The sequence below is a fragment of the Crossiella sp. CA-258035 genome (genome assembly GCF_030064675.1).
GTDB lineage: Bacteria > Actinomycetota > Actinomycetes > Mycobacteriales > Pseudonocardiaceae > Crossiella.
Window position 1 is genome coordinate 4491690 of the sequence record NZ_CP116413.1, and the last position, 17928, is coordinate 4509617.

A 17928-nucleotide genomic window follows, 5' to 3' on the forward strand; every position below is an offset into this window, starting at 1 on the left:
CCCCAGTGATGCTGTTAGATGTGCTTTCCAATCGTGCGTGACGGTCAGGGTTTGATGCCGACGTAGAGCCCGCGGCCGGACGGGCCGCCGTCGAGGTAGTCGACGGTCAGCCCAGCGCGGGTGAAGGCGTCCAGGTACAACTCCCGCGGGAAGAAGTGCAGCACCTGGGTGTCGGTGAAGTGCCGGATGCCGTCCTCGTCCGCGACCAGGAAGTGGCACTGCAGGTGATGGGCGCCGTCGCGTTGCCGGCCGTGCGAGACCCGGGCGATCACGGTGGAGTCGTCCCGGATGACGTCGCCGACCACCTGGCCCTCGGTCGCCTTCTCCGGTAGCCACCACGGCTCAACCACCAGAACTCCGCCGGGCGCCAGGTGGGCGGCCATGCAGGAGACTGCCGAGGCGAGCTGCGGGGCCTGCAGGTAGGCGATGCCGCTGTAGAGGCACGTGACCACGTCGTAGGTCCGGCCGAGCGCGAAGTCGCTCATGTCGGCGAGGTGCACGGTGACGCCGGGCAGTTTCGACCTGGCGACGTCCACCATCGCCGGCGCCAGGTCCGCGCCTTCGACGTGCGCGAAGAGTTCCCGGAGTGAGGCGAGGTGCTCGCCGGTGCCGCAGGCGACGTCGAGCAGCGTCGCCGCGCCAGGCTTGCGCGCGCGCACCAGCGCGGCGAGTTCCTTGGCCTCCGACGCGTAGTCCTTGCCGCGTCCGCTGTAGACGAGGTCGTAGATCCGGGCGTGGTCCTTTCCAAAAAGCACGGTGCCCCCCAGTGCTGGTCGGTGTGGTCTGCGGAAGATGCCTAACCTTGGTGCACGAGCCGCCGCAGGAACGGCGCGGTGGGCCCGCCACCGGACGCGACGTGCGCGGGCGTGCCCGCGTTGATGATCTGGCCGCCGGCCCGTCCGGCCCCCGGTCCCATGTCGATGATCCAGTCGGCGCAGGCCGCGGAGTGGATGTCGTGCTCGGCGATGACCACGGTCTGGCCACGCTCCAGCAACCGGTCCAGGGTGCGCATCAGGCGCTGCGCGTCGTCCGGGTGCAGGCCCGTGACCGGCTCGTCGAGGATGAGCAAACCGGGGTCGTTGCCCCGGCGGCCGCGCAGCGTGGCCTTGGCGAGCTTGATCCGCTGTGCCTCGCCGCCGGACAGGGCGGTGCCGCTCTCGCCGAGGGTGAGGTAGCCCAGGCCGATGTGGTCCATCGCCTCCAGCAGCGCCGCGAGCGTCTCCGGCTCGTCGAACACCCCGGCTGCCTCGGACACCGTGAGGTTGAGGACCTCGTCGATCGCGAGCCCGCGGTAGGTGACCGCCAGCACCTCTTCGGTGTAGCGCCGCCCGTCGCAGGCTTGGCAGGTGATGTACGTGTCGCCGAGGAACTGCATGTCGAGCTTGATCTGACCGAGACCCTGGCAGGTCTCGCACCGGCCACCGGTGGAGTTGAACGAGAAGACCGACGGATTGGCCAGTCCCCGGCGCCGCGCCTCTTCCGTACCCGCGAACAGCACGCGGATCTGGTCGAATGCCTTGGTGTACGTCGCCGGGTTCGACCGCGGCGTGCGCCCGATGGGACTCTGGTCCACGATGGTGACCCAGCGCAGGCCGCCCAGCCCGGACACCTTCTCCACCGCGGTGTGCGGCCGGCCGGCCAGCGCGGACTCGACGGAATTGGCCAGCACCTGGTTGAGCAGGCTGCTCTTGCCGCTGCCGCTGATACCGGTCAGGCAGGTGAGCCGGTTCAACGGGATCCGGACCTCCGGCGCGCTGACGTTGTGCACGGCCGCGTTGTGCAGCACCAGCCACTCGGTGTCCTCGGCCGGCGGCCGCTCCGCCCGCTCCAGCCGGTAGTGCGGCTCGCGCAGGTACCGGCCGGTCACCGACGCCGGATGCGCGGCGATGTCGCCGGGAGTCCCGGCGGCCATCAGGGTGCCGCCGTCACGCCCGCCGCCGGGGCCCAGGTCGATCACCCAGTCGGCGCGGGCGACCAGGTCGGGATCGTGCTCCACCATCAGCACGGTGTTGCCGGCCTCGCGCAGCTCGCACAGGATTGCGAAGAGGTGGTCCTTGTCGGCGGGGTGCAGGCCCGCGCCGGGCTCGTCGAAGACATAGGTGAGGCCGCTCAGCGCGGTGCTGATCTGCGCTGACAAACGGGCGCGCTGCAGTTCGCCGCCGGAGAGCGTCGGCGCGCCGCGCCACAGCTCCACGTGCCCGAGGCCGAGGCGGATCAGCAGGTCGAGCCGGTCGCGCAGTTCGGGCACCAGGATCTGGCCGACCTTCCGCTGCGGCTCGTTGAGTTCGGCGTCGACTTCGTCGATCCAGCGCCGCACGTCTTCGACCGCGCTCTCCAGCACGTCGCGGAATGTCTTGTCCCGCAACGTCACGGTGCGCGCGATCTGGCCGAGGCCGGTGCCCTCGCAGCCGGGGCAGGGCTGCCGCTCCAGGAATGGGCGGTAGATCTCCTTGGCCTCGTCGGTGGCGGCCGCGGCGTAGGCGGCCTCGATCTCGGCGATCGCGCCGATCAACGCCTGGTCGGCCTTGTAGGAGTACTGGCTGTTCTTCTTCTTGTTCGAGCCGGTGAGGGTGACCTCGATGGTCGCGCCCGCGGTGCCGTGCAGCGCCGCGTGCTGGAACGCCTCGGGCTGTTCGTTCCAGGGCAGGCTCAGGTCCGTGCCGTGGTGCGCGGCCAGCGAGGGCAGGTAGGTGGCCTCGTTGGACAGCTTCCCGCCGAACCAGGGCGAGCCGCCTTCCAGCAGCGGCAGCCCCGGTGCCGGCACGATGAGGTCGGGCCGCGCGTTGACGACCTCGCGGGCCCCGATGCAGGTGTGGCAGATGCCGTCGCGGGTGTACGGATCGAACTGGGCGGGATGCAGCGGCCCGGTCCACGTGCTGCCGGTCGCCAGCGGCGCCAGCCGGGCGAAGGCCAGGCCGAGGTAGGCGTCCACACCGGTCAGCGTGCCGAGCGTGGAGTTCGGATTGCGGTTGGAGTTGCGCTGGTCGACGGCGAGCGTCGCGGTCAGCCCGCGGACCCGGTCGATCTGCGGCCGGTCACGCGGCGTGAGGAACTTGCGCACGTACGGGTCGAAGCCCTCGACGTAGCGCAGCTGCGCCTCGGCGTGCAGCGTGTCCATCACCAGCGAACTCTTGCCGCTCCCACTGACGCCGGTGAACGCGGTGATGGTGTGGTGGGGCACCCGGACGTCGATGCCGTCCAGGTTGTGCGTGCGCACGCCGGTCAACTCGATCCAGCCCGCGGCGCCTGCGGGACGCGACTGGCTGGTCATGCGAGCTCCCGGGCGAAGCTGCGGCTGCTGACCACGAGCGCCACCGCGACCAGTGCGCCGGCGACCCCGAGGCCGATGAAGACCTCGGCGGCGGCGAGGTCGCCGCGCAGCGCCGGCCGCATCCCGTCCAGGATGTGGCGGAACGGGTTGAGGTAGGACAGCACCTCGAGCCAGCGTGGAGCCAGCGACATGGGCAGCAGGATTCCGGACAGCAGCATCACAGGCAGAGTTCCCAAACTGATCAGTGGGGCGAAAACGTACTGGTGTCTTGTCTTGAGCGCCAGGGCATAGGAGAGCGCGGCGCTTCCGATCGTGAGCAGCGCGACGAAGAGCAGCTGGACGAGCATGCCGAGCAGGGGAGCGCGAAGCCACAAGACGGCGGCGAGGACGAGCAGCAGCGTCGCCTGGAACAGCTGGACGACCACGTCGTGCGCGAGCCGGCCGAGCAACAGCGAGGTCGGGCTGACCGGCGTGGCCCGCAGGCGCTCCTGGTATCCGGAGTGCAGGTCGGCGAAGAGGGCGAAACCCGCGTACCCGGCGCTGAACAGGGCCAGCATGACGAGGATGCCCGGCACGTAGAGGCTCCAGGCGGCGGAGACGTGCCCTTCCTGGGCGGCCAGGACGCTGCTCATGATCGGGCCGAACAGCAGGAGGAAGAGGACCGGCTGGGTCACTCCCACGAAGATGCCGCTCCGGTAGCTCACGGTGGCTCGCAACTGCCGGCGAGCGAGGATCGCCACGTCGCGTGCGGTCTGCATGGGCTTCCCTTCAGCTGGGCAGGACTGGGGCGGCGCCGGCCAACTGCCGGCCGGTCATCGCGAGCAAGACGTCGTCCAGACAGGGCCGGGTGACCTCGATGGCAGTCGGCTTGACCTCTGCGGCTTCCAACGTCCGGACGACGGTGGTGACCAGAGCCTCGTCGTGCCGTGCGGTGAATCTGAGGGTCTCGCCGTCGACTGCCACCGGACCGGTCGCGCAGGCCTCCAGGGCGGCGCGCGCCGCGTCGGCGCCACCGGGCACCTTGACGATGACGACGTCGCTGCCGACCTTCCTCTTCAGCGCCTCGGGCGTGTCCTGGGCGACGACGCGGCCCTCGTCGAGGACCAGGACCTGGTCGCACAGTGCGTCCGCTTCCGCCAGGTGGTTCGTCGTGAGGAACACGGTCACACCGTGGTCTTCGCGCAGCCGCTGGATGTGCCGCCAGAGCTGAGCGCGGCTCGGCGGGTCCAGGCCGGCGGTCGGCTCGTCGAGGACGACGAGCCCGGGCCGGTGCACGAACCCCAGCGCGAGCTCGAAGCGTCGGCGCCGGCCGCCGGACAGGTGCGCGGACTGCCGATCCATGAGTTCCGTGAGGTCGAACATCGCCGCCACCGCGTCCGCACGGGCGGCCGCGTCGGTGCTGGAGAGCCGGTGGAGGCGCGCCTGGAGCACCAGCTCCTGGCGTACGGTCGCGTTCGCGTCAGCGCCGCCCTGCTGGGCTACGAAGCCGATCCGGCGGCGTACGCCCGTGGGGTCGCGCCGCAGGTCGCAGCCCATCACCGTGGCCGTGCCCGCGTCGGGCCGCAGCAGCGTGGCCAGCATGCGCAGGGTGGTGGTCTTGCCGGCTCCGTCGCGCCCGAGGAAGCCGAAGATCTCGCCGGAGGCGACGGTGAAGCTGATGCTCCGGACCGCCTCAACCCGTTGGCCGTCGGCGATGAAGGTGCGTGTCAGCCCCTCGGCCTCGATGGCGCTCATCTCTCAGTCCCGTCTCGAAGTGACTGTCGACCGATGTTCGTCGAGCCAGCGGATCTCCGCCTCGAGCAATATCATCTGGCGCCGGAACAGCGCCGAGTCCAGGCCGTGTATGCGCCCTTCGCTGACCAGTTGGGCCCGTTCGGCGTCGAGCTCGGCGACCGTGGTGGCGAGCAGTTCCCGCCGCCGGGCGAGGAGCTCGTCGAGCGCGACTGGGTCCTGCGCCCTGCCGAACAGCAATGCCACTGCCAGCGAGTCGGGACCGAAGCGCAGCTCACAGATCGCCCTTTCCCGCAGCGCCGACAACTCCCGGCGCCCATCCCCAGTGATCTCGTAGACCGTGCGTACCGGTCTGCGCCCGACCTGCTGCACCGCGACCGCCCGAACCAGGCCCGTCTCACTGGCCTGCCGCAGCTCACGGTTGATGGCGCCGGTGCCGACGCCGCCCCATTCCGACACATCGGTGTACTTGGCGATTTTCTTGATCTCATGACCGTGGATCGGGCCCTGAGACGCGAGCAGCCCCAAGATCATGAGGCGGGTTAGATTCACGAATCTAGTATCGTGTCACTACTCTAGCGAAGCAAGTCGTTCGGCGCGAGTCGCTATCAGCAGCCGCATGGATGACCCATCCTTGCTGTGGATCTCCGGCGCAGCGAAACCGCTGTCTGCGAGCATGGCGTGGTAGCTGTCGTAGGAGTGCACCTGGCCTTCGGTGGTGAGCGCGAGCATCACCGTGGAGAACAGGTGGGCGCGCGGGTCCGCGGCCGGGTCGGCCTCGTCCGCCACCGGCGCGACGATCACCAGGCGCCCGCCCGGCTTGAGCACCGAGTGCAGTCTGCGCAGCAGCTCGCGCACCCGCTCGGACGAGAAGTGGTGCATCACGCCGGCCGCGATCGCGACATCGTAGGGACCGGCCAGCGGATCGGTGAACATGTCGCCCGGCAGCAGCCTCACCCGGTCCTGCACCGCCAGTTCGCGCGCGTGTTTCTCCGCGTAGGCCACGATGTTGGGGAAGTCGACGAGCGACACCCGGGCCCGCGGATTGTTGGCGGCGACGGTCAGGCCGTACCAGCCGGGACCGCAGGCCACGTCGAGAACGTCCAGTTCGGAACGGGTCTGCGCCCACGTCGTGAGCCGCTCCCAGACGAGCTCGGCGAGCGCTGCCGTGTCGCTGCCCATGTAGGCGTTCGCGGCCCACTCCTCGAGGAACTCGTTTCCGGGCGTCTCGAGGTTGTAGCCCATGACCGTGCCGCCGTGCCGTACTGCCTCGGCGAGTCGCCCGAGCGCCTCCCACTCCGAGTACGGCGTGGCCAGCTTGACCGCGGTGCCGATGTACTGCCAGTTGTCGCGGCCCGCGATCAGCGGCCCCGCCAGCTCTGCGGGGATCGAGAAGCGGGCGCCGTCGGTGTCCAGGACGCCCACGGCCGCCAGCGCGTTCAGCAGCACCCGTGTCCCGCGCGGATCCGCCTCGATGCGCGCGGCCAGGGCGTCGGCGTCGAGCGCCTCGTCACCAAGCCGGTCGAAGACCTGGAGCTCGACCGCCGCGCGGATCACCGCCGCCGTGCGAATTCCCAACAGTGCGGACACCACGTCCTTGCCTGTCATATGCGTTCCCATTCGAGGCCTTTCCGGTGTGTCTAGTCGGCCAGTGATCGGGCTCCGGAATGAGCCGCCAAGGTTTTCAAGGTCAGCTTGACCTTCGCTCGACCGGCATTGAAGTCGCCCGATGACGCGGCTCAAGCAAACCTCGATCCGCGGTCGGCAGGCTCACCGCACGACAGGCGATCGAGCTGACGAGGTGGCGCATGGCGGACGATCCGGATCTCGGCCTGAACGGCAGGGCCGCGCTGGTCATCGGCGGGTCACGCGGGATCGGCCGGGCGGTCGCGCGCCGGCTGTGCGCCGCCGGCGCGCACGTGACGGTCGCCTATGGCAGCTCTGGCGAGGATGCGCGCGAGACTGTCGCGGAGCTGAGCGGGCTTTCCGGCTCGATCATCGCGGTGCAGCAGGACGTGCGCCAGCCCGGGGCGGTACCCACGCTGGTGACTGGGGTGTGTGAGCGGCACGGCCGGCTGGATGTCGTCGTCCACTGCGCCACGGCGGTGCGCCGGCCGACGGCCGGCGGCCTGGATCCCGGGACCGTCCGCGAGACGCAGTCGATTGTCCTCGATCCGCTGCTGTACGGCGCGGAGGCGATCGTCAAGGCCATGGCGGGTGGCCCCGGCCGGGTGGTCGTGATGTCCAGCGCCGGAGCGGGCCGGGCCGTGCCCGGCTACGGCAGCCACGGCATCGTCAAGGCGGCGCTGGAGAGCGCTGTCCGCTATCTCGCCGCCGAGCTCGCTGGGCACGGGATCGCGGTCAACGCGGTGTCCACGGCCAAGGTGGACAAGGGGATCGACGGGCCGGGCCGCGAGGCGCTGGCCGTCGTGGCCCGCCGGACCCCCGGTGGGCGCGCGACCACACCTGAGGACGTCGCCGGGGTGGTCGCCCTGTTGTGCACGGACGACGCGCGCTGGATTCACGGTCAGGTGATCACGGTGGACGGCGGGCTCAGCATCGTCGCCTGACCGGGAGAACACCCTGCGGAGCATTGCGGAGGCAGACGTGCACGACATCCGGACCGACTTCTGTGTGGTGGGCGGCGGGCCCGCTGGCCTGACGCTGGCGCTGTTGTTGCTGAGATCCGGCGCTGACGTCGCCGTGGTGGAGCGCTCGGAGTCACTCGACCGCGAGTACCGCGGCGAGATCCTCCAGCCGGGCGGCCTCGCGGTCCTGGACCAGCTCGGCGTCCTCGACGCGGCCCGGGCGCGCGGCGCGCACGAGCTGAGTCGTTTCCAGCTGGTGGAGGGTGGCCGAGCGATCCTCGACGTGCGCTACGAGCGGCTGTCCTCGCCGCACAACTACCTGCTGAGCATTCCGCAGCGCCATCTGCTCGACGAACTGCTGGAGCAGTGCCGGCGGCACGCGGGGTTCGAGTACATCGCTGGCAGCCGCGTGGCCGAGCTGCTGACCGGAGCAGGCGCGGTCCGCGGCGTCCGGGCTCAAGGGCGGGCCGGTGAGCACGTGGTGCGGGCGCACTGCGTGATCGGGGCGGACGGCCGCTTCTCGAAGGTCCGCAGGCTCGCGGGTATCCCGCAGCGGCGAATGGACGTCTTCGACATGGACGTGCTGTGGTTCAAGGTTCCGCGCGACGGGCGCCCGCTGCCGTACGTGCAGATCTTCCGCGGCGGCGGAAACCCCGTGCTGGCCTACCACTCCTACCCGGATCAGCTGCAACTCGGCTGGACCCTGCCGCACGGCGGCTACGCCCAGGTGGCCGAGCGCGGCCTCGACCACGTCAAGGAGCAGCTCTGCGCGGTGGTCCCGCAGTTCGCCGACACCATCCGGGAGCATGTCACCGCGCTGAACCAGCTCGTCCTGCTGGACGTCTTCGCGGCCTCCGCGCAGACGTGGGTGCGCGACGGGCTGGTCCTCATCGGCGACAGCGCGCACACGCACAGCCCGCTGGGCGCGCAGGGGATCAACCTGGCCATCCAGGACGCGGCCGTGCTGCACCCCGTGCTCATGGAGTCGCTGCGCCGCGGCGATGCGGGCGCCGGCGTGCTGGGCCGGTACGAACAGGACCGGCGCCCGGACATCGACATGGTGATGAAGATCCAGCTCGTGCAGAGCAAGGGGATGCTCTCGCAGAGCAGAGTCGCCGCGGTGATCCGGCCGAAAGCGATGTGGCTCATGCAGAAGACGCCGCTGTTCGACAAGATGACCGCGCGCATCGCCTATGGCCGAACGCCGGTGCGGATCGCGTCCGAGCTGTTCACCAGCGACGAGAGGGCGTGAGGTCCGCCGTGCGCGTCATCGATCTGTCCACGCCGGTGGACGCGTCCCGGTGGGAGGTCGAGGAGATCACCCACAAGATCATCAGTCCGGCTGAGGGCGCCCGGCACATGAGCGAGGAGATGCGCGCGCACTTCGGCATCGACTTCGATCCGTCGGTACTGCCCGGCGGCGAGCTGCTGTCCATCGACGTGCTGACCTTGACCAGCCACACCGGCACCCACGTCGACGCGCCGTCGCACTACGGGTCCACCGGCACGTACGGACGGCCCCGGCACATCGACGAGATGCCGCTGGACTGGTTCTACCGGCCGGGCGTCGTGCTGGACCTGACCGGGGTGGAGGGAACCACGGCTGACGCCGCCTACCTGCAAGAGGAGCTGGACCGGGTGGGCTTCCGGCCGCAGCCGCTCGACATCGTGCTGCTGCGCACCGGCGCCTCGGCCTGGGCCGGCACGCCACGGTACTTCCGCGAGTTCACCGGGCTCGACGCCTCCGCCACCCAGTTCCTGCTGGACCTGGGCATCCGGGTGATCGGCACGGACGCGTTCAGCCTGGATGCACCGTTCATCGACATCATCACGCGCTTCCAGCAGACCGGCGACCGGAGCGTGCTCTGGCCAGCGCACTTCGCGGGCAGGGAACGCGAGTACTGCCAAATCGAGCGACTGTCCAACCTGGACGCGCTGCCCGCGTCGTCCGGCTTCACCGTGGCCTGCTTCCCGGTGAAGATCACCGGCGCCGGCGCCGGGTGGTGCCGCGCGGTCGCGCTCCTGGACGAGGACCACACGGAAGGATCACCATGACCGTCGCCGCGCTGCCCGGATTCGACCGGATCTACGCCGAGGTACAGCAGTTCTACGCCCACCACATGCAGCTGCTCGACTCCGGCGCCGCCGAGGAGTGGGCGCGGACGTTCACCGAGGACTGCGTGGTCTCGCTGCCCACGCTGCCGGAGCCGGTCCGCGGCCGGTCCCGCCTGGCGGAGGCCGTCGCCCGCGCGGCCGCCGACCGCGTCTCCCGCGGCGAGGTGCAGCGCCACTGGCACGGCATGGTCGCCATGCACCCGGACGGCGACGGCACGGTCCGGGTGCGCTGCTACGCGCTGGTGTTCCTCACCCCGCTCGGCGGTGAGCCCCGCCTGCACCGCACCTGCGTGTGCGAGGACGTGCTGGTAACCGGCCCGAACGGCTGGCAGGTCCGGGAACGGCGGGTGACCCGGGACGACCTGCCCGGGGAAACGCGATGAAGGTGCTGTTCACCCTCTCCGGCTGGCCGACGCACTTCTTCATGATGACGCCGCTGGCCTGGGCGCTGCGGGTGGCGGGCCACGAGGTCCGGATCGCCGCGCCGCCGGGGTGCGTCGGCGCGGTTGTGGGCGCGGGCCTGCCCGCGGTCGTGGTCGGCGACGACATCGACTTCGTCGCGCTGCAACAGCAGACGCTGGAGCACGAGGCGCCCGGTCACGACCGGCCCGGCAATCCCGAAGAGCTCGACGAGTTCATGCACCGTGACGGCGCCGCCGAGGTGCTCGGCACCTGGCTCGACGCCACCTTCGCCCGCACCGACGAGCTGGTGCGCTTCTCCCGCGCGTGGCGGCCCGACCTGGTCGTGACCGACAGCGGCATGTGCGAGGGCGGCATCGTCGCCGCGCACGTCATCGGCGTTCCGGCCGTGCGCCACCTGGTGACCACCGACATCATGGGCAGCGTCCACGGCGACGAGCTGCTGGAGCAGATGCCCGACTACCGCCGCCGCTTCGAGGCGTACGGACTGACCCCGCGCAGTGACCCCGCGCAGCTCACCGTCGACCCGTGCCCGCCCAGCATGCAGCCGCCGCCAAGCCCCAGTCGCCGGCAGATGCGCCACGTGCCGTACAACGGTCCCGGTGCGCTGCCCGCCTGGGCGCTCGAGGCGCCGGTCCGGCCCCGGGTCGCGGTCAGCTGGGGGACGATGACGGCGCGGACGACCGGACCATCCCGGTTCGCCGTCCCGCGGGTGCTGGAGGCGCTGAGCGTCCTCGACGTCGAGGTGGTGCTCACCATCGCGCGCGGCCAGCGGGACCTGCTGGGCGCTCTGCCCGCCAACGTGCGGCTGCTGGAGCACTTCCCACTGCACCAGCTGATGCCGACCACCTCCGTGATGGTCCACCAGGGCGGTGCCTCCAGCGTGCTGACCGCCGCCGCGCACGGCGTGCCCCAGCTGCACATCCCTTTCCTGTCCCAGCAGATCGACGACAGCGCGGCGCACGTCTCCACCGGCGCCGGGCGGTCGCTGCACGTCGACGAGGCCGACGTGGAGTCCATCCGGCGTGAGGTCGTCGCGCTGCTGGACGAGCCCGCCCACCGTGCCGCCGCGGCGCGCCTGCGCCGCGAGATCGATGCTCAGCCCACACCGGTGGAGATCGCCGGCCTACTCACGCAACTCGCGTCGTGACGCCCAGCCCCGCTCGGGGCCGCCCCGGCGCGGGAAAGGATCCGGATGGAGATCATCGGCCGTGGCTACCTCGCCGGCGTGCTCACGCCCATCGCGGACGCCCATCCCGGGGTCGTCGCCGCGGCCTTCGGGGTGTCGGTGGCGACCGGGGCGTCGGAGTCGGACTTCGCCAGGGATGCCGAGCGCCTCTACGACGTGGGGCGGCGGTGCGCGGAGCAGGGCAAGAAGCTGCTCTTCTTCTCCACCGCCTCACCCGCCATGTACGCGCTGCCGGGGGAGCCGGGCCGGGAGAGCGGCCCCGTCTGCCCGTCCACCGCGTACGGCCGGCACAAGCTGGCCATGGAGGCCGTGCTGGCCGCCTCGTCCATCGACTACCTCGCGCTGCGGGTGTCGCACGTGGTCGGTCCCAGGCAACCGGCGCACCAGCTACTGCCCTCGCTGGTGCGCCAGGTCAGCTCCGGCACGGTGAAGCTGCACCGAGGCGCGCGGCGTGACCTGATCGACGCCGCCGACGTGGTCCACGTCGTGGATCGGCTGCTCAACCTGGGCGTCAGCCGCGCCGTCGTCAACGTCGCCACCGGCAGGTCGGTGCCGATCGAGGAGGTCGTCGATCACGTCGAGGAACGCCTGGGGATTGCGGCGACCCGGCAGTACGTCACCACTGTCACGAGCCAGTCCGTCTCCACGGCCGAGCTGCACCGCCTGGTGCCGGAGATCGCGCTGACCACGGTGGACTACTTCTACTACCGGCGCGTCCTGGACAGATACCTGCCGGAGTACGTCGCCACGCCGCTGCGGATCCCGGTATGAGGCCGGTGCACCGGCTCTTGAGCCAGACTCGAGCCGACCCCACCAGACTGGCGTGCGCAGGCCGACAGCGAGGGGGCGATTCTCATGCAGGCTGAGGCTTCACGCGGAGACGCGCCCGACCCGCTCTACACCCGGCTCGGCCGCACCGGCCTGAAGGTCAGCCGGCTTGCGCTCGGCACCGTGAACTTCGGCGGGCGGGTGGACGAGCCCGAGACGCACAAGATCATGGACCACGCGATGGACCGGGGCATCAACTTCTTGGACACCGCCGACATCTACGGCTGGCGGGTGCGCAAGGGGCACACCGAGGAGTCGATCGGCCGGTGGCTGGCGGGCAACCCCTCCCGGCGCGATCAGCTGGTGCTGGCCACCAAGGTCGGCAACCCGATGGGCCCGGGGCCGAACGACGAAGGGCTCTCGGCGCGGCACATCATCGCCGCCTGCGAGGCGTCGCTGCGCCGCATGCGCACCGACTGGATCGACCTCTACCAGATGCACCGGCTGGACCCGGCGGTCGGCTGGGACGAGGTGTGGCAGGCGATGGAACAGCTGGTGGCACAGGGCAAGATTCGCTACGTCGGGTCGTCGAACTTCGCCGGCTGGAGCATCGCCGCGGCACAGGAGGCTGCGCGCCGCCGCCACTTCACCGGGCTGGCCTCCGAGCAGTGTGTGTTCAACCTCCCCACCCGGTATCCGGAGCTGGAGATAATCCCGGCCGCGCACGCGTACGGCGTGGCCATTCTGGTCTGGTCGCCGCTGCACGGCGGCCTGCTGGCCGGCGCGCTGCGCAAACTGGCCGAGGGGACGGCGGTCAAGTCCGCCCAAGGCCGCGCCCGCGCCGCGCTCAGCCGGCATCGCGGCACCATCGCCGAGTACGAGCGGTTCTGCGACGAGATCGGCCAGCCGCCCGCGGTGGTCGGTCAGGCCTGGGTCCTGTCGAGGCCGGGCGTGACCGCGGTCGTCATCGGTCCCCGGACAACGCAGCACGTCGACGCGGCGCTCTCCGCGTTGCGGCTCACCCTGCCGGAGCCGCAGCTCGCCCGGCTGGATGTCCTGTTCCCCCCGGTGGGCCGGGGCGGCCCCGCACCGGAGGCCTGGATCTCGTGACCGCCCGGGGTCCGTGGACGAGAAAGGAAACGAGCCCTATGGGCGACATCGAGTACAGGGACTCCCGGGTGCTGCCGCGGGAGTCGGAGCAGGAGCGGGATGTGCGGACGCGGCTGACCAAGCTGCTGACCGAGACGCCCATACCGCCGGTCTACTTGATCGACAACCTTCCAGTGTACCTGCGCAGGCACCAGTTGGCCGACCTGCTCGCCATGGACGCGCTCTACCGCATGCTGCCCGAGGTGCCGGGCGTCATCATGGAGTTCGGCGTCCTGCACGGCCGCCATCTCGCCATCCTCACCGCGCTACGCGCCCTGCACGAGCCGTACAACTCGTACCGCCGGATCATCGGGTTCGACACCTTCACCGGGTTTCCCGAGATCTCCGAGATCGACCAGGCGAGTCCGAGTGCCGCGGTCGGCCGGTTCGCGGTCCCGGACGGCGAGGTAGAGCACCTGCGCGAGGTCCTTGCCGCTCACGAGGCGGGCGATCCCGTATCGCACGTGCAGCGCACCTTCGTGGTGCAAGGGGACGTGCGTGAGACGCTGCCGCAGTACCTGCGCGACAACCCGGAAACCGTGATCGGGATGGTCTTCTTCGACCTCGATCTCTACGAGCCCACCCGGGAGGCGCTGCGGGCGATCCGCCCCTGCCTCGCCAAGGGCAGCATCATCGCCTTCGACGAGCTGGGCCATCCTCGGTGGCCGGGCGTGACCGCGGCGGTCCGCGAAGGTCTCGGGCTGGAGCAGGTGACACTGCGGCAGATTCCCGGCCGGGAACAGCCGGTGGTCTACCTGCGATGGGGCGAGTAGCGGTGATCGGGCCGACGGCGCGGCGGGTGGCCGCGCCGCTGGCGCCCGCGCCCGGTCGGTGTGCTCCCAGGTGAACTCCGGCAGCTCGCGCGCGATCGACAGGACGTACTGCCCGTAGCTGGAACCGGGCCGCAGTCGAGGCGGTTGCTAGACAGAACTTCGCTGGATGTCGCGTCCCGGTTCCCGGTGGTGGCCTTCCAGCGTCTTCACCAGGTCGGCCGGAGTGGGCTGCCGGAGCATCTGCGCCCTCAGCTCGCCTGCGGTCCGGCGGTAGGAGTTGTCGGCGAGCAGCTTCTCCAGCGCCGTGCCCACCGCACCCGCGTTGGCCTCGTGGCCGGGCAGGTGCAGTGCCGCACCGGCGGCCGCCACCCGCGTCGCCGTCGCCGTCTGCTCCGACGCGAAGGTTGCCATCACCTGCGGCACGCCAGCCCACAACGCGGTCAAGGCGGTGCCGCTACCGCCGTGGTGGACGACAGCGTCGCAGCCCGGCAGCAGCAGCCGCAGGGGCAAGCGCTCCGCCACCCGGACCGTCGGCGGCACCCTGCCGAGCGCGGCCACGTCCTCGGCGGTCGCGGTCAGCACCACCTCCACGCCGAGGTCGTCGGCGGCGCGGACAAGTTCGGGCAGCAGATACGACCGCGGGCCCGACGTCGTCGTCAGCGCCGTCGACCAGGTGATGCAGACCCGGGGCCGGTCCGATCGCTCCAGCAGCCACCCGGGCATCGGCGCGCAGCCGTTGTACGGCACGTACCGCATCGGCAGGCGCTGGGCCGCGATCGGCGGCGCCAGCGCCGGCGGGCAGGGATCGATCACGGTACGGATCATGTCCAAGCCGAACTCGCGCAGCCCATGGCGGGGAAACGCACCGCTGTGGTCCTCCGGCACGATCGACATGTGCGCCGGCTCGTGAGTGCCGACCGGCCCCCACAGGCACAGCACGGCCGGAATGCCGAGCAGGCCGGCGATGAGCATCCCCTCCAGGCTCGCCGGATCGTGCAACACGAGGTCCGGCCGCCACGCGGAGGCGAACGCCACCGCCGCGTCGTACCCGGCCGCGGCCAGCCGGGCGTATGCCGGCGCCTCGCGGTCGCGGTACCCGGCGAGGTCGAAGTCATCGAGCGAGTTCAGCGGCCCGCCGGTCAGCGGATGCGGTGGCAGCCACGGGTACGGCCACTGCCCGTTCAGCGCCTCCCGGTAGTACTGCAACCGCAGCCGCACCGTCACCTCAAGCCCGTTCAGCACCGGTACCGGGATCAGGCCGGCCGCGGACACCGGGGCCACCTGGGACGGCGTGCACACCACGCGGACCTCGTGTCCGGCGGCCTGCAACGCCCAGCCGAGCGGCACCATGGCGGCGTAGTGCGTCGGCCATGACGACACCGTGAACAACACCTGCACCCGCCCACCCTGGCAGCCGTGACTCGCGGCCCGGCGGGTCCCAGATCGAGTGAGCCTCGACCTGCCCTCCACCGGCAGGCAGCACGGTTGCCCACGGGAGCGGCCGTCGCACATCCCGTGTTCCGTGAGCAACGGTGATCGCCGACGCCAGCCTCGAGGAGGGAACCCGCATGACGGACATTCAGGCGCTGATCCTCGACCACGTCCGCAAGTACCACCGGGAGCGGGACCAGGGGCGCGAGTTCATCCCGGGAGAGACGCCGCTGCCACCGTCCGGCGCGGTACTGGATGAGGACGACCGGGCCGCGCTGGTCGAAGCGGCCCTGAACCTGCGCATCGCCACCGGTTCGGTGGCCGAGCAGTTCGAGCGCGCGTTCGCCGCTACCGTCGGGCGTCGCAAGGCGCACCTGACCAACTCCGGCTCGTCGGCCAACCTGTTGGCGCTCACCGCTTTGACCCAGCGAGAGCTCGGCGACCGGCGGCTGCGGCCCGGCGACGAGGTGGTCACCGTGGCCGCCGGCTTCCCGACCACAGTGCACCCGATCGTGCAGAACGGGCTGATCCCAGTCTTCGTCGACATCGAGCTCGGCACGTACAACACCACGGTGGACCGGGTCGCGGCCGCGATAGGGCCACGTACCCGGGCGATCATGATCGCGCATGCGCTGGGCAACCCGTTCCCGGTTGCCGAGATCGCCGACCTCGCGACGGAGCACGGCCTGTTCCTGGTGGAAGACAACTGCGACGCGGTCGGCAGCACCTACCGGGGCCGGCCAACCGGCTCGTTCGGCGACATGAGCACCGTCAGCTTCTACCCGGCGCACCACCTGACGTCCGGCGAAGGCGGCTGCGTGCTGACCGACAACGTCCGACTGTCCAAAGTGGTCGAGTCGCTACGCGACTGGGGACGAGACTGCTGGTGCCTGCCCGGGCACAACGACACCTGCCGGCGCCGCTTCAGCCAGCAGTTCGGCACCCTGCCGTTCGGGTACGACCACAAGTACACGTTCTCCCGGATCGGCTACAACCTGAAGACCACTGACCTGCAGGCCGCCCTGGGTCTGTCGCAGCTGGCCAAGCTGACCGACTTCGGCGCGGCCCGGCGGCGCAACTGGCAGCGACTGCGGGAGGGCCTCGACGGCGTGCCGGGTCTGCTGCTGCCACGCGCCACTCCGAACAGCGACCCGAGCTGGTTCGGCTTCCTGCTGACAGTGCGGCCGGGCGCCCCGTTCAGCCGCACCGCCATCCTCCAGTACTTGGAGTCGCGGCGGATCGGAACCCGGATGTTGTTCTCCGGCAACCTGATCCGGCAACCGGCCTACCAAGACGTTGCGTACCGCGTCTCCGGGGACCTGACCAACAGCGACATAGTTACCGAGCGGACCTTCTGGATCGGCGTCTATCCAGGCCTGACCACGGAGATGATCGACTACATGAGCGCGTCGATCCGGGAGTTCGTCTCGGGGCGCCGATGAGCCGGGGTGGGGCCGGGCGGCGTGCCGCGCTGGTGACCGGCGCCAGCGCCGGCATCGGCCGCGCGCTCGCCGGTGAGCTGGCCGCGGCGGGGTACACGGTCACCGGCGTAGCCAGAGACGAGGAACGCCTGCGCGCGGCCGTCGGCGCGCTGGGAGACGGGCACACCGCGCTCACCGCTGACCTGGCGACCGCCCATGGCCGCGCCCGTGTCGTCCAAGCCGTGCGCGACACCCGTTTCGACGTCCTGGTCAACAACGCCGGCGTGGCGGTGACCGGGCCGTTCGCGGACGTCGACCTGGACACGGCAGTGGGGATGATGGAGCTCAACTGCGTAGCACCGGTTACGCTCGCCCACGCCTACCTCGCCGCGGCCCGGCCGGGGGACGCGCTGATCAACATCTCGTCCGTGCTCGCCTTCGCCCCGGCGGCCGGGCTGAGCGTCTACAGCGCTTCCAAGGCCTTCCTCACCTCCTTCTCAGAGTCGCTGTGGCTCGAGCACCGGGCGCGCGGCGTCTACGTCATGAACCTGTGCCCAGGTATTACCGCGACGGCCTCGCAGGCGTACGACGGTGACGACGTGCCCGCCAGCATGGTGCAGACGCCAGAGCAGGTGGCCGCTACGGCGATCGCCGTGCTGCACCGCCGCCGCCGTCCCACAGTCGTCTCCGGCCGGCGGAACACCGTGTTCGCCGCGGCGATGCGGCTCCTGCCGCGCCGGATGGTCCTGCGTATGCTCGGCGCGGCACAGGGCCCGCCGTCCTGAGCCGAGGTGAATCATAGAAGCGATTCCCGAGAAAACGATGCGCTACACGGGCATGGCACTGCGCCTGCCGGTCCAGAGCGGCACCTGTACGGATACGTGGCCAGCCGAGGAAGACATCACCGGTGCGGTTGGACTCCGCGCCGTTTTGTCGGCCTGCCCCGTTTACCCTGAGAACCGCCTGTGGTTGACAAGCAGTGACAAGAAGCGATCGATGCCTGATCGTGCCCGTGCAGCTCACGTGGGCGCTGAGGGCCGTGTCGGCGTCCTCGATTGAGCGTCGACCAGAA

Annotated in this window: 17 protein-coding genes; 10 read left to right on the top strand and 7 right to left on the bottom strand. The window is 70.7% G+C overall.

Going from position 1 to position 17928, the window contains the following annotated elements:
* Positions 1-44 precede the first annotated feature (44 nt).
* From N8J89_RS20375 to N8J89_RS20400, 6 genes are read right to left on the bottom strand one after another with little or no spacing between them, the layout of a single operon-like run.
* Positions 45-755, bottom strand: coding sequence for a class I SAM-dependent methyltransferase (locus N8J89_RS20375; protein WP_283665968.1), 711 nt, complete (start codon positions 753-755; stop codon positions 45-47).
* Positions 756-796: 41 nt separating this feature from the next.
* The gene (locus tag N8J89_RS20380) at positions 797-3271 is read right to left on the bottom strand and encodes an excinuclease ABC subunit UvrA (RefSeq protein ID WP_283665969.1); all 2475 of its coding nucleotides are present in this window, start codon (positions 3269-3271) and stop codon (positions 797-799) included.
* Positions 3268-4029 (bottom strand): ABC transporter permease, encoded by a 762-nt coding sequence (locus N8J89_RS20385; protein ID WP_283665970.1) that lies wholly within the window; start codon positions 4027-4029, stop codon positions 3268-3270. Before N8J89_RS20385 ends, N8J89_RS20380 begins: the two co-directional genes overlap by 4 nt.
* Positions 4030-4039: 10 nt before the next feature.
* The gene (locus N8J89_RS20390) at positions 4040-5005 is read right to left on the bottom strand and encodes an ABC transporter ATP-binding protein (protein ID WP_283665971.1); all 966 of its coding nucleotides are present in this window, start codon (positions 5003-5005) and stop codon (positions 4040-4042) included.
* A 3-nt stretch (positions 5006-5008) separates the two neighbouring features.
* Positions 5009-5554, bottom strand: a complete 546-nt coding sequence (locus N8J89_RS20395; RefSeq protein WP_283665972.1) for a PadR family transcriptional regulator — start codon at positions 5552-5554, stop codon at positions 5009-5011.
* 18 nt (positions 5555-5572) lie between these two features.
* Positions 5573-6610 (bottom strand): class I SAM-dependent methyltransferase, encoded by a 1038-nt coding sequence (locus N8J89_RS20400; RefSeq protein WP_283665973.1) that lies wholly within the window; start codon positions 6608-6610, stop codon positions 5573-5575.
* Positions 6611-6810: 200 nt separating this feature from the next.
* Here N8J89_RS20400 and N8J89_RS20405 point away from each other — a divergent pair, with 200 nt between their 5' ends.
* From N8J89_RS20405 to N8J89_RS20440, 8 genes are all read left to right on the top strand, one after another.
* Positions 6811-7572, top strand: a complete 762-nt coding sequence (locus N8J89_RS20405) for an SDR family oxidoreductase (RefSeq protein WP_283665974.1) — start codon at positions 6811-6813, stop codon at positions 7570-7572.
* A 37-nt stretch (positions 7573-7609) separates the two neighbouring features.
* A complete protein-coding gene (locus N8J89_RS20410) occupies positions 7610-8842 on the top strand; it encodes an FAD-dependent monooxygenase (RefSeq protein WP_283665975.1) in 1233 nt (410 codons plus the stop codon).
* Positions 8843-8850: 8 nt separating this feature from the next.
* Positions 8851-9645 (top strand): cyclase family protein, encoded by a 795-nt coding sequence (locus tag N8J89_RS20415; RefSeq protein ID WP_283665976.1) that lies wholly within the window; start codon positions 8851-8853, stop codon positions 9643-9645.
* Positions 9642-10088 carry a nuclear transport factor 2 family protein gene (locus N8J89_RS20420; RefSeq protein ID WP_283665977.1) on the top strand — a complete coding sequence of 149 codons (447 nt, stop codon included), beginning with the start codon at positions 9642-9644 and terminating at the stop codon, positions 10086-10088. Before N8J89_RS20415 ends, N8J89_RS20420 begins: the two co-directional genes overlap by 4 nt.
* Positions 10085-11275: a nucleotide disphospho-sugar-binding domain-containing protein gene (locus N8J89_RS20425; protein WP_283665978.1), complete on the top strand. Its 1191-nt coding sequence runs from the start codon at positions 10085-10087 to the stop codon at positions 11273-11275. The genes N8J89_RS20420 and N8J89_RS20425 overlap by 4 nt, the downstream gene beginning before the upstream one ends.
* Positions 11276-11320: 45 nt before the next feature.
* A complete protein-coding gene (locus tag N8J89_RS20430; protein ID WP_283665979.1) occupies positions 11321-12085 on the top strand; it encodes an NAD-dependent epimerase/dehydratase family protein in 765 nt (254 codons plus the stop codon).
* 84 nt (positions 12086-12169) lie between these two features.
* On the top strand, positions 12170-13192 hold the full coding sequence (locus N8J89_RS20435) for an aldo/keto reductase (protein ID WP_283665980.1): 1023 nt from the start codon (positions 12170-12172) through the stop codon (positions 13190-13192).
* A 38-nt stretch (positions 13193-13230) separates the two neighbouring features.
* Positions 13231-14004, top strand: a complete 774-nt coding sequence (locus tag N8J89_RS20440) for a class I SAM-dependent methyltransferase (RefSeq protein ID WP_283665981.1) — start codon at positions 13231-13233, stop codon at positions 14002-14004.
* Between the two features lie 147 nt (positions 14005-14151).
* Here N8J89_RS20440 and N8J89_RS20445 read toward each other — a convergent pair whose 3' ends face one another.
* Positions 14152-15402 (bottom strand): nucleotide disphospho-sugar-binding domain-containing protein, encoded by a 1251-nt coding sequence (locus N8J89_RS20445; RefSeq protein ID WP_283665982.1) that lies wholly within the window; start codon positions 15400-15402, stop codon positions 14152-14154.
* A gap of 134 nt (positions 15403-15536) precedes the next feature.
* On the opposite strand from N8J89_RS20445, the gene rfbH reads away from it, so the two are divergent.
* Both rfbH and N8J89_RS20455 read left to right on the top strand, forming a co-directional pair.
* Positions 15537-16877 carry a lipopolysaccharide biosynthesis protein RfbH gene (gene rfbH, locus N8J89_RS20450; protein ID WP_502868466.1) on the top strand — a complete coding sequence of 447 codons (1341 nt, stop codon included), beginning with the start codon at positions 15537-15539 and terminating at the stop codon, positions 16875-16877.
* Positions 16878-16909: 32 nt separating this feature from the next.
* The gene (locus N8J89_RS20455) at positions 16910-17641 is read left to right on the top strand and encodes an SDR family NAD(P)-dependent oxidoreductase (RefSeq protein ID WP_283665983.1); all 732 of its coding nucleotides are present in this window, start codon (positions 16910-16912) and stop codon (positions 17639-17641) included.
* Positions 17642-17928: the final 287 nt, after the last annotated feature.

Coding starts and splice junctions, on each gene's coding strand:
- N8J89_RS20400 (WP_283665973.1), bottom strand. CDS start 6,610: ATGACAGGCAAGGACGTGGTGTCCGCACTGTTGGGAATTCGCACGGCG.
- N8J89_RS20425 (WP_283665978.1), top strand. CDS start 10,085: ATGAAGGTGCTGTTCACCCTCTCCGGCTGGCCGACGCACTTCTTCATG.
- N8J89_RS20440 (WP_283665981.1), top strand. CDS start 13,231: ATGGGCGACATCGAGTACAGGGACTCCCGGGTGCTGCCGCGGGAGTCG.
- N8J89_RS20390 (WP_283665971.1), bottom strand. CDS start 5,005: ATGAGCGCCATCGAGGCCGAGGGGCTGACACGCACCTTCATCGCCGAC.
- N8J89_RS20385 (WP_283665970.1), bottom strand. CDS start 4,029: ATGCAGACCGCACGCGACGTGGCGATCCTCGCTCGCCGGCAGTTGCGA.
- N8J89_RS20405 (WP_283665974.1), top strand. CDS start 6,811: ATGGCGGACGATCCGGATCTCGGCCTGAACGGCAGGGCCGCGCTGGTC.
- N8J89_RS20380 (WP_283665969.1), bottom strand. CDS start 3,271: ATGACCAGCCAGTCGCGTCCCGCAGGCGCCGCGGGCTGGATCGAGTTG.
- N8J89_RS20435 (WP_283665980.1), top strand. CDS start 12,170: ATGCAGGCTGAGGCTTCACGCGGAGACGCGCCCGACCCGCTCTACACC.
- N8J89_RS20420 (WP_283665977.1), top strand. CDS start 9,642: ATGACCGTCGCCGCGCTGCCCGGATTCGACCGGATCTACGCCGAGGTA.
- N8J89_RS20430 (WP_283665979.1), top strand. CDS start 11,321: ATGGAGATCATCGGCCGTGGCTACCTCGCCGGCGTGCTCACGCCCATC.